At 64.0% G+C, this 13,385-nt stretch carries 13 protein-coding genes; 7 read left to right on the top strand and 6 right to left on the bottom strand.

Features of this window, described 5'->3' with window-relative positions; genetic code table 11:
- The first annotated feature begins 45 nt into the window (after nucleotides 1-45).
- Together CSING_RS02570 and CSING_RS02575 are read left to right on the top strand one after the other, a co-directional pair.
- Entirely contained in the window at nucleotides 46-669 is a 624-nt protein-coding gene (locus CSING_RS02570; RefSeq protein ID WP_084226143.1) for a sigma-70 family RNA polymerase sigma factor, read from the top strand.
- Nucleotides 670-728: 59 nt separating this feature from the next.
- Nucleotides 729-1,580: a hypothetical protein gene (locus CSING_RS02575; RefSeq protein ID WP_042529436.1), complete on the top strand. Its 852-nt coding sequence runs from the start codon at nucleotides 729-731 to the stop codon at nucleotides 1,578-1,580.
- Nucleotides 1,581-1,653: 73 nt separating this feature from the next.
- Here CSING_RS02575 and CSING_RS02580 read toward each other — a convergent pair whose 3' ends face one another.
- Nucleotides 1,654-2,028, bottom strand: coding sequence for a DUF5319 domain-containing protein (locus CSING_RS02580; RefSeq protein ID WP_042529438.1), 375 nt, complete (start codon nucleotides 2,026-2,028; stop codon nucleotides 1,654-1,656).
- A 138-nt stretch (nucleotides 2,029-2,166) separates the two neighbouring features.
- Here CSING_RS02580 and guaB point away from each other — a divergent pair, with 138 nt between their 5' ends.
- Together guaB and CSING_RS02590 are read left to right on the top strand one after the other, a co-directional pair.
- Nucleotides 2,167-3,681 (top strand): IMP dehydrogenase, encoded by a 1,515-nt coding sequence (guaB, locus tag CSING_RS02585; protein ID WP_042529440.1) that lies wholly within the window; start codon nucleotides 2,167-2,169, stop codon nucleotides 3,679-3,681.
- Between the two features lie 9 nt (nucleotides 3,682-3,690).
- On the top strand, nucleotides 3,691-4,806 hold the full coding sequence (locus CSING_RS02590; protein WP_042529442.1) for a GuaB3 family IMP dehydrogenase-related protein: 1,116 nt from the start codon (nucleotides 3,691-3,693) through the stop codon (nucleotides 4,804-4,806).
- On the opposite strand, the gene CSING_RS02595 is transcribed toward CSING_RS02590, so the two are convergent.
- The gene (locus tag CSING_RS02595) at nucleotides 4,803-5,720 is read right to left on the bottom strand and encodes an EamA family transporter (protein WP_042529444.1); all 918 of its coding nucleotides are present in this window, start codon (nucleotides 5,718-5,720) and stop codon (nucleotides 4,803-4,805) included. The genes CSING_RS02590 and CSING_RS02595 overlap by 4 nt on opposite strands.
- 55 nt (nucleotides 5,721-5,775) lie before the next feature.
- On the opposite strand from CSING_RS02595, the gene guaA reads away from it, so the two are divergent.
- Entirely contained in the window at nucleotides 5,776-7,338 is a 1,563-nt protein-coding gene (guaA, locus tag CSING_RS02600; RefSeq protein ID WP_201773963.1) for a glutamine-hydrolyzing GMP synthase, read from the top strand.
- A 90-nt stretch (nucleotides 7,339-7,428) separates the two neighbouring features.
- On the opposite strand, the gene CSING_RS02605 is transcribed toward guaA, so the two are convergent.
- The 4 genes from CSING_RS02605 to CSING_RS02620 all read right to left on the bottom strand — a co-directional run bounded on the left by CSING_RS02605 (nucleotide 7,429) and on the right by CSING_RS02620 (nucleotide 11,463).
- Nucleotides 7,429-7,989, bottom strand: coding sequence for a hypothetical protein (locus CSING_RS02605; RefSeq protein ID WP_144403099.1), 561 nt, complete (start codon nucleotides 7,987-7,989; stop codon nucleotides 7,429-7,431).
- Between the two features lie 167 nt (nucleotides 7,990-8,156).
- Nucleotides 8,157-9,272, bottom strand: a complete 1,116-nt coding sequence (locus tag CSING_RS02610) for an HNH endonuclease signature motif containing protein (RefSeq protein ID WP_042529450.1) — start codon at nucleotides 9,270-9,272, stop codon at nucleotides 8,157-8,159.
- A gap of 33 nt (nucleotides 9,273-9,305) precedes the next feature.
- Nucleotides 9,306-10,397 (bottom strand): threonine aldolase family protein, encoded by a 1,092-nt coding sequence (locus tag CSING_RS02615; protein ID WP_042529452.1) that lies wholly within the window; start codon nucleotides 10,395-10,397, stop codon nucleotides 9,306-9,308.
- A 10-nt stretch (nucleotides 10,398-10,407) separates the two neighbouring features.
- Nucleotides 10,408-11,463, bottom strand: a complete 1,056-nt coding sequence (locus tag CSING_RS02620; protein ID WP_042529454.1) for a PspC domain-containing protein — start codon at nucleotides 11,461-11,463, stop codon at nucleotides 10,408-10,410.
- Between the two features lie 113 nt (nucleotides 11,464-11,576).
- Between CSING_RS02620 and CSING_RS02625 the strand changes: the two genes are divergently transcribed.
- Complete coding sequence (locus CSING_RS02625) at nucleotides 11,577-12,725, top strand: ATP-binding protein (protein ID WP_084226144.1); 1,149 nt, start codon at nucleotides 11,577-11,579, stop codon at nucleotides 12,723-12,725.
- Between the two features lie 2 nt (nucleotides 12,726-12,727).
- Nucleotides 12,728-13,381, top strand: coding sequence for a response regulator transcription factor (locus CSING_RS02630; RefSeq protein ID WP_042529455.1), 654 nt, complete (start codon nucleotides 12,728-12,730; stop codon nucleotides 13,379-13,381).
- Nucleotides 13,382-13,385: the final 4 nt, after the last annotated feature.

Below are 13,385 nucleotides of genomic sequence, written 5' to 3' on the forward strand. Positions count from 1 at the left end.
GATGTCTGTGCAGAATGTGAAGAAATTAGGGCAAGCAGAGCAAGGATGGCAGTGGCTACTCAAGCTACAGGCACGGGCGGCGATGCAATGGCGTCGAAGCGTGACAGTGATAAGGAATTAGCGGACCTCGTTCCGCTGGCTGCCGACGGTAGCCGCCGTGCCCTTCAGAACATCATGCGCATCATCCACCCACAGGTGCTGCGCTATTGCCGTGCCCGTATTGGCGGCAATCGCCAACCCACGGCCGAGGATGTGGCGCAGGAGATTTGCTTGGCGGTGGCGACGTCGATAAGCACGTACAAGGACAAGGGCCGCCCCTTCATGGCCTATGTCTACGGTATTGCCTCCCACAAGGTTACCGACGCGCACCGTGCGCTCAGCCGTGACCAGACCCATCCCACAGATGAGGTTCCGGAGGACGCTGCTGACGACGCCACTCCCGAAGAATCTGTGCTGGTCATGGACGGTAGTAACAGAGTACGTGCGTTGCTCGATACGTTAAGTGACAAGGCCCGGGACATCATCATCTTGCGTGTATTCGTGGGGCTGTCGGCAGAGGAGACTGCGGAGATTGTGGAGTCTACCCCTGGCGCAGTCCGCGTGGCACAGCATCGTGCGCTGGCGCAACTGCGTAAGTCTCTCGATTCGCGCGCGACCGAGACTCAGTAAGTCATCGGCACTTGGCACGGATAATTTAAAGCATTCTCTATCAAGGAAGGGAGGACATCATGGCACAAAAGGATCAGGCTCAGCCGAGCGTCGCTGAGCAGCTGCAGCCTTTGGTTGACGATGATGCATTCCTCACCAGTCTCTCCGAAGGCACTGACCCCTCTGATGGCGGTGATGAGCTAGCGGGTCTCCTGTTGGAGCTTCGCGGGGATGTTGAACAGCACATGCCCCCGGCTCCGCTCATTGAAGGCGCGGACGAGGAACCTGAGGTTATTTCCTTGGCGGCGGCACGTCGTCGCCGTCGCGGTAAGCCGCTCATGCACGGCCTTATTGGTGCTGCCGCGGCCACGTTGCTCATTGCAGGCTCCGGCGCCGTGATCGTCAACGCGGGCCCCGGCTCCCCGCTGTACGGCCTCAACCAGTCTCTCTTCGGTGCCGATGACCAAGACGTCTCCGTGGTTGAGCTGGCCGGCACGCTGGAGGAGATGGAAAAGCGCTCGGCACAGGGGGACATGGATGGTACCCGCCAGCTGCTTGAGGAAGCCCGAAAGATGGTGGATCAGGCCAAGAAGGACCGCGCAGAGCAGGCTGAGCGCCCAGCAAAGCAGCAGACCCGTACCACCGTGACGCAGACCCAGACCGTGGAGAAGCCCGCCCCAGCGAAAGAAGAAGAGCAGCAACCGCGGGAGCCGGTCACCGTGACGCAGTTCGAGACTGCAGTGTCCACCGTTGTGGTGACGAGCACCGTCTCGGTTGGTAACCCGCTGAGTCCGCCGGTGCAGAACTACCCTGAGCCCGTTGAACAAGGTGGCGGCGAGCAGGTTCCGCAGCAGCCAGCCCCAGCGCCGAACGGCGACACAGAGGGCGCTGCGGAGAATAACGGCCTTGCGCCGGCGCAGTTCCAGCAGTAGTACTACAAGAAAGAACCTCTCCCCGAATCCCAGGGAGAGGTTCTTTTTTGAGGTGCAGCACGTTGGCCGTGCGCTAGTAGCGTGAATCCATGCCATCGAGGTAGCCCACGGCATAATCCCACGGCACATAGCGCGCGGGATCCGGTTCGGCGCCTGGCTCGTGGACCGGCGCCAATTGGCCCTGCAGAGTGGCCTGCATATTGGCGGCCAGGATGTGCCACTCATAGAAGTGGTTTTCCTCGCAGTCCTCGCAGAAGAAGAATATTCCGTCGATGCCGCGCGGGCTCAGCACGCGCGCAAACTCCTGGACCATGGCGAGGTCATGAATAACGCCGAGGCGGTCCTCCTCGGACAGCGGATCGACGTGTTCCTCCTCCCCGAGGAAGGAAGCCGGGTCGTTCGGATCGTCCGCGAAGGGATCGCGGGGCATGTTGGCGAAAAAGTTCACGCCTGCGAGCCTATTGACTCCGCGCTCACATGGCAATTTTATTGAGCCTACCCACGGCTACCACTAGGGGCTGCTCACGCACTACAGTGAGGATCACCGCATACAACTATTCGGTCAGTTTAGGAGAGCTTTACCCTCATGAGCCACGTCCACACCGGCGGAGACAACCCCGACAAGATTGCACTGTACGGCCTCACGTTTGATGATGTTCTGCTATTGCCAGCAGAATCCAACGTCGTTCCCTCCGAGGTGGACACCTCGGCGCAGTTCACCCGCAACATTCGCCTCGGCGTGCCGCTGGCGTCCGCGGCGATGGACACGGTGACCGAGGCCCGCATGGCCATCGGCATGGCCCGCCAAGGCGGCATCGGCGTGCTGCATCGCAACCTGTCCGCCGAGGATCAAGCCCAGCAGGTTGAGATTGTGAAGCGCTCTGAGTCCGGCATGGTCACCGACCCGGTCACCGCCACCCCGGATATGACCATCGATGAAGTTGATACGCTGTGCGCGCGGTTTAGGATTTCGGGTCTGCCGGTCGTCGATAAGCAGGGCGTCCTCGTGGGTATCTGCACCAATCGTGACATGCGCTTCGAGCCGGATTTCTCCCGCAAGGTTTCTGAGATTATGACCCCGATGCCGCTGGTCGTGGCGAAGGAAGGCGTCAGCAAGGAGGAGGCGCTGGCGCTGCTGTCCGCCAACAAGGTGGAGAAGCTGCCCATTGTTGATGACGAGAACAAGCTCGTCGGCCTCATCACCGTCAAGGACTTTGTGAAGACTGAGCAGTTCCCTAACGCGTCCAAGGATTCCTCCGGACGTCTGCTCGTGGCCGCGGGTATCGGTACGGGTGAGGAGTCCTACGAGCGCGCAGGCATGCTTGTCGACGCCGGCGTGGATGTCCTCGTCGTCGACTCCGCCCACGCCCACAACAACCGCGTGCTGGAGATGGTTTCCCGCGTCCAGAAGGACTTCGGCGACCGCATCGACGTGATCGGCGGCAACCTGGCCACCCGTCAGGCCGCACGCGACATGATTGAGGCCGGCGCGGATGCCATCAAGGTGGGTATTGGCCCGGGCTCCATCTGCACCACTCGTGTCGTGGCCGGTGTGGGCGCGCCGCAGATTACCGCCATCATGGAAGCCGCGTCCGTCGCTGGTCCTGCCGGTGTGCCGGTCATTGGTGACGGCGGCATGCAGTACTCCGGTGACATCGCGAAGGCCCTGGCCGCCGGCGCGGACGCCGTCATGCTCGGTTCCATGCTGGCTGGTACTACCGAGTCCCCAGGTGACATCGTGGTGGTCCAGGGCAAGCAGTACAAGCGCTACCGCGGCATGGGATCCATGGGTGCCATGCAAGGCCGCGGCCTGTCGGGCGAGAAGCGTTCCTACTCCAAGGACCGCTACTTCCAGGCGGATGTGCGCAGTGAGGACAAGCTGGTTCCGGAGGGCGTAGAAGGCCGCGTGCCGTTCCGTGGCGATATCGATGCCATTGTTCACCAGATTGTCGGTGGCCTGCGTGCCTCCATGGGCTACACAGGTTCTGCCACCTTGGCTGAGCTGAAGACCAAGCAGTTTGTCCAGATCACTGCTGCGGGGCTCAAGGAGTCTCACCCGCACCACCTGCAGCAGATCGTTGAAGCCCCGAACTACCGCTAAGGACTCATCATGCGCGATTACGTAGAAATCGGCGTCGGCCGTGAGGCTCGCCGTACTTATGACCTCAACCAGGTTTCCCTGGTGCCGACCCGCCGTACGCGTTCCTCCAAGGACGTTGACACCTCGTGGAACATTGACGCGTATACCTTCGACGTTCCGCTGGTCTCCCAACCCACCGACGCGCTGGCAACCCCGGAGTTTGTCATTGAGATGGGCAAGCAGGGCGGCCTTGGCGTCATTAACGCTGAGGGCCTGTGGGGCCGCCACGAGGATCTCGAGGGCGCGATTGCCCGCGTGACGGAGAACTTCGGGGATCTGTCTACGCTGCAGGAACTGCATGCGGCGCCGCTCAATGAGGAGCTGCTGGCGGAGCGCATCGCCCAGGTCCGCGATTCCGGTGTGACCGTGGCCGTGCGCGTGTCGCCGCAGCATGCCCGCGAACTGGCTCCGGTGGTCATCAAGGCCGGTGCGGAGCTGCTGTTTATCCATGGCACGCTCATTTCTGCTGAGCACGTGCAGACTGGTGGTGAGCCGCTGAATCTCAAGGAGTTCATCGGTTCGCTCGATACCCCGGTCATCGCTGGTGGTGTGGCGGACTATACGACGGCCCTGCACCTCATGCGTGCGGGTGCGGCAGGCATCATCGTCGGCTCGGGCGTGAACACGAACCCGGAGACGCTGGGCATTGATATCCCGATGGCGACGACCATCGCGGATGTTGCGGCCGCACGTCGCGATTACCTTGATGAGACTGGGGGCCGCTACGTGCATGTGCTTGCCGACGGCGACATTCACACCTCCGCAGACATCGCCAAGGCCATCGCGTGCGGCGCTGATGGCGTCGTGCTGGGACCGGTCCTCGCACGCGCAGCGGAGGCTGGCGGCAAGGGCTGGTACTGGCCGTCCACCGCTGGCCACCCGCGTTTTCCGCGCGGCATCATCGAGCCGGTTGGCGTTATCGACGCCGAGCTGGGCGAGGTCCCCTCCCTCGAAGTGGTTCTCCACGGCCCGTCGAACGAGCCGCTGGGTGAGCTTAACCTCGTGGGTGGCCTCAAGCGGGCCATGGCTAAGTGCGGCTACACGGACCTGAAGTCCTTCCAGAAGGTCGGCCTAGCCGTCCGCTAGCTCTTAGGGCAGCGGAAACGCCATGGGGTTCGGGTCCGGCGCGGGCGCAGTGCAATTTTGCGGAAGATAATGCGCCCGCGTGCCGGCACCATCGTCTGAACGACCGACGCTGCAACGACCAAGGCAATGGCCGTGAGCTTGAGCGCGGTCACGCCTTGGGCTAGGAGCAGCCAGCCGAAGAAGGCTGCGAACACCGGCTCCAAGGCGATGAGGATGGAAAAGACATTGGGGGCAAGGCGCTTGAGGGCGATGAACTCGAGCGAGTAGGGGATAAGCGAGGCCAGCACGCCCGTGCCGCAGGCCAAGGCGAACAGCTGCGGATCGCTCACCAGCTTCGCCGCGCCGCTGCCGCCGAGGGGGAGGAGCGTGATCCCTCCGATACACAGCGCCACTGCGAGGCCGTCTTGCCCACTGAACAGCGCCCCGGCCTTCTTACTGGCCAAGATATAGGCCGCCCAGCACGCGCCCGCGAGTATCAGAAAAACTACGCCGCGCGGGGCAAGTGGTTCTCCGGTCAGCGAGTCCACGCCCAGTAGGGCCATACCGATAAGCGCGAGGGTGACGCAGGTGGCGTCGCGAAGCGAGCGCGATAACACCGCTGCCAACAGCAAAGGGCCTAAGAACTCGATGGTGACCGCCGGACCCAGCGGTACGAGGTCGATGCCCGCGTAGAAGAAGCCGTTCATCAGCCCCAGCGACACGCCAAAAATGGTGGCCGATACCCACTTCTCGCGTCCCCATGTGTGGACCTTCGGGCGCGAGATGAGAAGCAGGATTGCCGAGGCCACAAGCAAACGCATCGATGCCGTGCCCCACGTGCCCGCGTGGGGAAATAGCTGGATGGCCAGGCTTGCGCCGAGCTGCAGCGAGATGCACGAGCCGATGACACAAAGAATGGCGAGCGGATTGGTCATGCGGACTATTGTCCAACATTCACTGGCACGGGGGTACTGCGTTAAACTGGTGGCCGTGACTACCCCAAATACAACCCCGCGTCCTGTCCTCGTGGTGGACTTTGGCGCCCAGTACGCGCAGCTCATTGCCCGCCGCGTGCGTGAGGCCAACATCTACTCCGAGGTCGTCCCCAACTCTGCGTCGGTCGAGGAGATTAAGGCCAAGAACCCGGCCGCTCTGATCCTCTCTGGTGGACCGTCTTCTGTGTACGCTGACGGAGCCCCGGAGCTCAAGCCTGAACTGCTCGAACTTGGCATCCCGGTCTTCGGCATCTGCTATGGCTTCCAGTCCATGACTCGCGTCCTCGGCGGCACCGTGGCTGCCACTGGTGCTCGTGAGTACGGCCGCACGGACATGACCGTGTCCGGCGGCGTGCTGCATAAGGGCCTAGAGGAAACCCACAAGGTGTGGATGTCCCACGGCGATTCCGTCTCCGAGGCCCCGGAGGGCTTCGAGGTGACGGCGTCCTCCGACGGCGCGCCTGTCGCGGCCTTTGAGTGTCTGTCCAAGAAGATGGCCGGTGTTCAGTACCACCCGGAGGTTCTGCACTCCCCGCACGGTCAGGAAGTGCTGACCCGCTTCCTCACCGAGGTGGCTGGCCTGGAGCAGAACTGGACCGCGGAGAACATTGCGGAGCGCCTCATTGAGGATGTGCGTGAGCAAATCGGCGAGGATGGCCGCGCTATCTGTGCCTTGTCCGGCGGCGTGGATTCCGCGGTGGCTGCAGCCCTGGTGCAGCGCGCTATCGGTGAGCGCTTGACGTGTGTCTTCGTGGACCACGGCCTGCTACGCGCGGGGGAGCGCGAGCAGGTGGAGAAGGACTTCGTGGCGTCGACGGGCGCGAAGCTCATCACCGCTGACGAACGCGAGGCCTTCCTTAACAAGCTGGCCGGCGTGACCGAGCCAGAAGCCAAGCGCAAGGCTATCGGCGCGGAGTTTATCCGCTCCTTCGAGCGCGTTGTCGACCAAGCGCTGGACGGCCAGAATGCTGCCTTCCTGGTGCAGGGCACGCTCTACCCGGACGTGGTGGAGTCCGGCGGCGGCGACGGCACCGCCAACATTAAGTCCCACCACAACGTGGGCGGCCTGCCTGACGACGTCGAATTTGAGCTCGTCGAGCCGCTGCGCCTGCTCTTCAAGGACGAGGTTCGCGCCGTTGGCCGCGAACTCGGCCTGCCGGAGGAAATCGTGGGGCGCCAGCCTTTCCCGGGCCCGGGCCTGGGAATCCGCATCATCGGTGAGGTTACCGAGGAACGTCTCGAGACCCTGCGCCAGGCGGACCTCATCGCGCGTACCGAGCTGACCAATGCCGGTTTGGATGGCGAGATTTGGCAGTGCCCGGTGGTGCTGCTTGCCGACGTCCGCTCCGTCGGCGTCCAAGGCGATGGCCGCACCTACGGCCACCCAATCGTGCTGCGCCCAGTGTCTTCTGAGGACGCCATGACCGCGGACTGGACCCGCCTGCCATATGATGTGCTGGAGAAGATCTCCACCCGCATCACCAACGAGGTCAAGGACGTTAACCGAGTGGTGCTCGATGTGACCTCGAAGCCGCCGGGAACTATCGAGTGGGAGTAAACGCGCGGGAGTAAAAACTCCCTCGCGACGGTGCGCGGCCGGGCCCTTGAGGAATGGGGCTCGGCCGCGTTGTGCGTTTTCGTTCCTTTGTTAGGGGATGATGGTGGGGGTCTCACCAATGATGCTGACATAGAGTTCGACATCACCACCGACAGGGACGAGCTGGTCGCCTTGAACTTGGAGCTGCACGGTGGCGCGCTCGGTGACACCTTCAGCGGTAGCGCCGGCGCGGCGGCCGAAGGTGGCGCGGAGGGTGTCGGCGCCAATCACCTGTACGTCTTCGATGCTTGCTGCTGTTACGCCCGTGTTAGCCAAGGGGTTCGGGCCATCCCAGACGATGAGACCCTGGGCTGTTGACGCCACAATCCCGTTCGGTTTCTCGAGGTCGCCATAGGAACCGGTGAGCACCGAGTAACTCAGCGGTGCACAGGGGTCAAAACCGCCTTCGGTGACGGTGAAGTAGAAGCGCGGTACGGCGTCGCTTCGCAGCGCCGTGACGCCTTCCGCACCGAGCCCGTAGCGCTGGTGGTAAAACGCATTCTCCGTCTCACACGCCGCGGTAGAGTCTTTCGGCGTTTCGGGCACCGGCGTGGCGCATGCGGTCAACATCGCGACGTGCAGGAGCCAAGGAAACAACGATAAACGGGTCATGCTTCCCCACACTAGGGCACTCGGCAGCCTGAGGCGGGCCAGTGTGCAGGCATACCCGCGTTGAAGGCGCGCACGAGTAGCCGCACGCCGAGAAGATTTCTCAGCGAGCGGCTGGAGTCCAGCGCAGGTTAACACCGCGGGGCTCGACACTACGGGGAACGGGGCGGCTAGCCCGTGGGCGGTTCTCCTGAATCCGGCGGCGGGTCAGGGGGCGCCCCACTGTCATGCGGCCGCGAGCTAGCCATAGCTTCAGGCGAAGAGTCGGGAGGCGGATGCGCGGGGCTGGGAATCGGGACCGGCGGTCCGGCCCACGGCGGCAGGTAGTGCACGCGGCCGTCAATGCGATCGAGGCGTCCGCGGCCGGTGGGGCGCTCGGGGTCATCGTCGTTGACCGCATTGTGATACGCACACAGCGGCACCATATTGGCCATATTGGTCGGCCCGCCGTCTTGGAAGCGGGTGAGGTGGTGGATCTGGGACTCGTCGGCAGGCGCGTTGCAGCCCGGCCACGCGCACGTGGGATGCTCCGCGGACAAGGCAAGTCGCTGCTTCGGGCTGGCGAAGCGGCTCGCCATGTACAAGTTGACGGGGCCGGCGTGGGGATGGACGAGGGTGATGAGGCCGACGTCGGCAAGCGCCTCGCGCACAAAGTCCGCGCCGGTCATCGTGGCACCGTTGGTGAGCTGAAGCTCAATCTCCTCGCCATCGCCGTCGACGATGCGGTCCAGCTCATCGAGGCGCACGATGACGTTGGACTGGAGCTTCTGGCCCGAGCCACCCCCGCCGCGGAAGACGGTGTGCGCTGCGGTGAGCAAATCCTTATCGGTGGTCTTCAGCACGGCCAGCATCCTGGAGATGCTCAACGAGGAATCCGTAATGCTCAGCGTGTGGTTGCGGCCTTCCCGGCGCGTCACACGCACACCCGGTTTCGGGTCCTTCGGAGGGCGCCATTCCTTGAGCTTTGCCTTCGCCACCATGGGGATTTTCTCCCGCGGGGTAGCGGCGAGCAGCTGGCGCAGCTCCCAGGCCTTGCGCGCCTTGAGGCGAGAACAATAGCGCTCAATATCGAGCAGCGTAAAGACGTCGTGCCGCGTGCGGCGCGCCTTGCGCTGCCGAGAGCGGAACATAGTGTCGCCGAAATACACCGCGTGCAGGTGCAGCAGCTTCTCCGCGAAGTCCGGCCGCGCGCCCATCTGCACCAGCTGCGCGCGCGAGACATCGGCGCATTGCTCGACCACGTCGAGTCCATGCGCTAGTGCCTGAATGTAACCCCCCAGTTGCATAGCCCACAGCCTAAACCAGGCCGAGCCACCTCGCTACCCGAGCGCAGAAATCGCAGCACAGAGCTTATCGACGTCCCCCTCCGCAGTCGACCACGCCGTACACAACCGCACCACGCGTAGCCCTTCGTGTTCTTCGAAGAACTGGCACACGAAGTGCTGCGAGAGCGTGTCTTCTTGCTCGCGGGTCAGCAGTGCGAATTGCTGGTTGGTGGGGGAATCGAAGAGCATGTCGATGCCAGCTGCGCGAAAAGCCGCAGCAATGCGCTGGGCTTGGGCGTTGGCGCGGGCGCAGATGTGTTCGTAGAGCGTGCTGGCTGTCTCCTTGCCGGAGTTAGCCTCAGAAAGAGTGTGGGCGGATGCGGCCTCAGGCGTGGTAGCGGGAGCGCTAAAGAGGGCGTCGAACTGCGCGCCCAACAACCAGCCTTTGGCCAGCAGGCCGCCCTGTTGCTTCATCGCGTTGCGAAAACGCGGTGCGCCCGCGGGAAAGACGATGGCCTCGCCGAAGAGAGCGCCGCATTTGGTGCCGCCGATGGTGAAGACGTCGACAAGCGCGCCTAGGTCCGGCAGGGTGATATCTGAAGCGGAAAGTCCGTAGCCGAGGCGGGCGCCGTCGACAAACAGGCCCAATTCGTACTCGTCGCAGACCTCGCGCAGGGCCACCAGCTCCGCGCGGGTATAGGCCGTGCCGAACTCGGTGGGCTGGGTGATGTAGACCAACGCCGGCTCCGGAATGTGCTCCTCCACCCCGGAGGCACGGTACTCGTCCACGCACGCGCGAACCTGCGCGGCGGTGATCTTTCCCAGCTGGTTCGGCAGCGTGATGACCTTGTGTCCGGTGCGTTCGATAGCGCCCGTTTCATGAGTGGAGATGTGCCCGCTATCCGCCGCAATAACACCCTCCCAGGGGCGCAGGCGATGGGCGATGATGGTGGCGTTGGCCTGCGTGCCACCAACCATGAAATGTACCTCGGCGTTCGGCGCCTGATACGCCGTGCGGATACGCTCGGCGGCTTGGGTGCACAGCTCGTCGGCGCCGTAGCCGGCATAAGCCCCGGCCGCCCCCGCGATGGCATCAAGGACGCGGGGGTGAGCGGAGCGGTGGTAGTCGTTGCCGAAGTGAATCATGCAGGCAAGTCTAGCCAGTGACCGTGAGCTCGCCGATGCCCTGGTCGATGCGGATATTCAGCAGCGCGCCGGGGTCATGGCGGTCGGTGCAGTTGCTTTCTCCCAAGCCGCCATCACAGGTGAGTGATACAGGGATGTCCTTCGGGAGGATGACCTCGACGCTGCCGATGCCGATGTCGATGGTGACGTCGTGCTTGGCCTTAAGCTCTTTAATCTGGCTCAAATCCACTGTTGAGGTGCCAATACCCAGGTCGTAGTAGTCCTCGAGCTCATCTTCATGGGTGGGCGCGATGTGTTGAGAACCGACGTTGAAGCGGGCGCTGAAACCGGACTCGTCGTCAGCCTCGGTGACGAAGGTGACTCCCAGGAAAGCAATCGTCAAAGCGACGCCGACGGCACCTAGCGCAATTGCGCCCTCAGCCCACTGTGAACCGCGCTTCTTTGTCGGTTCTTCCCGCGGACCCGGCTCCGGTAGGTCCCAAGCTTCAGGTACCACGCCGAGCGGATCCCAGGACGGCGGGGCCGCGCGGCCTGGCGGGAAGGGGTGGCCGTCTGCCGGAGTATAAGACGTGAGATCGACTGGCTCCTCGCGCACCGGCTGCTCAGTGGCCAACAGCCCGCTGGGCGGTAGCGGCTCGCGCTGATGAAGGGCGTACCACGCCAGCGCCAGCAGCCCGAAGGTCAGCACAGCGGGTGGAAGGCCTGCGAGGGATTGTCCGCTGAGGAGCAGCGGGCCGGAGCTAAAAGTAAGAAGGACACCGACAATGAGGATCCAGCCGAGCTCTTGCTCCTCCTTAACACCGTCCTTGCCCAGGGCCGCATCGAGCGGGCAGTAGGGTGAGCCAAAGCGCGGCATGAGCGCCCACGCGGTGAGGTAGGCGGCGATGCCACCGCCGAAGGCGAGCGCGGCGACCACGAAGGCCACGCGCACGAGCGTGGGATCGACCTGGTAGCGCACCGCGATGCCTTCGCAGACACCCGCGATGTGAGAGTCGCCGCCCTGCTTTTTGGGAAGGCGGACGGGGCGGGTCGCCCACATCTGGTTGAGTGTGTTGTTCTTCGTCATACTTTTATGGTGCCGCGTGGGGCCTTGTGGCGGTATCGGTAATCGCCCTGATTTTTCGACCTCAGGGTTGTCCCCGATGTGCCCGAGGGGTGGAGCGTGGGACTATAGCTAGTATGACTTCGCCCTATGTGCCCGCAGAGAACGCGGCGCCCTATCCCGTGATGGCGCGCCCCCTGTCTGGCCGCGTGGTGGCCGGCGTGGCTGCGGGGCTTGCGCGGCATCTGCAGGTTCCGGTGCTCTCCGTGCGCATCGCCTTGACTGCGTTGTCCCTGCTGGGTGGGGTAGGGGCGTTGGCCTATGCGGGGCTGTGGATCTTCACGCCTGCGCTTGACGACGCCCCCTCCTCCCGCCGCAGCCCCCTCTCCCTCGGGTTGGTGGCCCTGGCGCTGGCGGGCAGTGCGGTGGGCGTGCTGGGGGTGTCGGGGGCGTCGCCAAGCGCGGCGGTGCCGTTGGCAGTGGTGGCCATCGGCGCGGTGTTGGCGTGGTTGGCCTACGACCGAGGGCTGAACACACCGGTGGGGTTGGTCGCCGTGGCAGCCGGTGCCGCCTTGGTGCTCGGTGGCGTCGTGGTGGCGGCGGTGACGTGGGAGAGCGGATCGGGCTCGGCGATTGTGGCCACGGCGCTGACGCTGGTGGGCTTTGGCGCGCTGGTGGTGCCGCTGGTGCTGAAGCTGTGGCGGTCGCTGTCGCAGGAACAGGCGGCGAAGGCGGTATCGGAAGAGCGCGCGGAGATTGCCGCCCGCTTGCACGACTCGGTGCTGCAGACGCTGGCGCTGATTCAGAAGCGGGCGGAGGAACCTCGTGAGGTGACTCGCTTGGCACGTGCCCAAGAACGCGAGCTGCGGGCCTGGCTTTTCGACGCCCCCTCCGCCGCCCCCACCACTTGCTTCGGCGCCCTCGAGGCGGCGTGTGGGGAGGTAGAGGACCTTTTCGACCTGCGGGTCTCTCCCGTGACGGTGGGCGAGGATGCGGAGCTGACGGAGTCTGCGAAGCTGCTTATTCAGGCAGCACGCGAGGCGATGGTCAACGCCGGGAAACATGCGGGCGTGGGTGCGGTGGATGTGTACGCGGAGCTGTTGGCGGGCGAGTTGAGCATCTTTGTGCGCGACCGCGGGGTGGGTTTTGACGTGGAGGATATTCCCGCTGATAGGCACGGGATTCGTGACAGTATTCGCGCGCGCGTGGAGAGCGTCGGTGGGCGGGTGCGGATTTCCTCGACCCCAGGGGAAGGCACCGAGGTGGAGCTGGCGGTAGCGTTATGAGCATGGTGAAGGTCTTTTTGGTTGATGATCACTCCGTTTTCCGTGCGGGCGTGCGCGCCGAGTTGGCGGCGTCGGAGGAGATTGAGATCGTGGGCGACGCCGGGACCGTCGCCGAGGCGCTGGAGGGCATTGCACGCACTGCCCCGGACGTGGTGCTTCTCGACGTCCACATGCCCGACGGCGGCGGCCTTGCCGTCATTAACGCGACGGCCAACCAGCCCTCGCGGCCGGTGTATCTGGCTCTGAGCGTGTCGGATGCGGCGGAGGATGTGATTGCGCTGATTCGGGCGGGCGCGCGCGGCTACGTGACGAAGAATATTTCCGGCTCGGACCTGGCCCGAGCGATAGTGCAGGTCAACAGCGGGGACGCGTATTTCTCCCCGCGCCTGGCGGGCTTTGTCCTCGATGCTTTTGCTTCCGGTGCTCCTGCGCCAGAGCCTGAGGAAGGCCAAGACCCAGTGGTGGATGCGCTCACGCGGCGCGAGCTGGAGGTCTTGAGGCTGCTCGCTCGCGGCTATACGTACCGCGAAATTGGCAAACAGCTGTTTATTTCGGTGAAGACGGTGGAAACGCACGCGTCCAACATTTTGCGCAAGACGCAGCAGTCCAACCGCCACCAGCTCACCCGTTGGGCTACGTCGCACGATTTGGCTTAAGGTG

Source organism: Corynebacterium singulare, from assembly GCF_000833575.1.
Taxonomy (GTDB): Bacteria; Actinomycetota; Actinomycetes; order Mycobacteriales; family Mycobacteriaceae; genus Corynebacterium; species Corynebacterium singulare.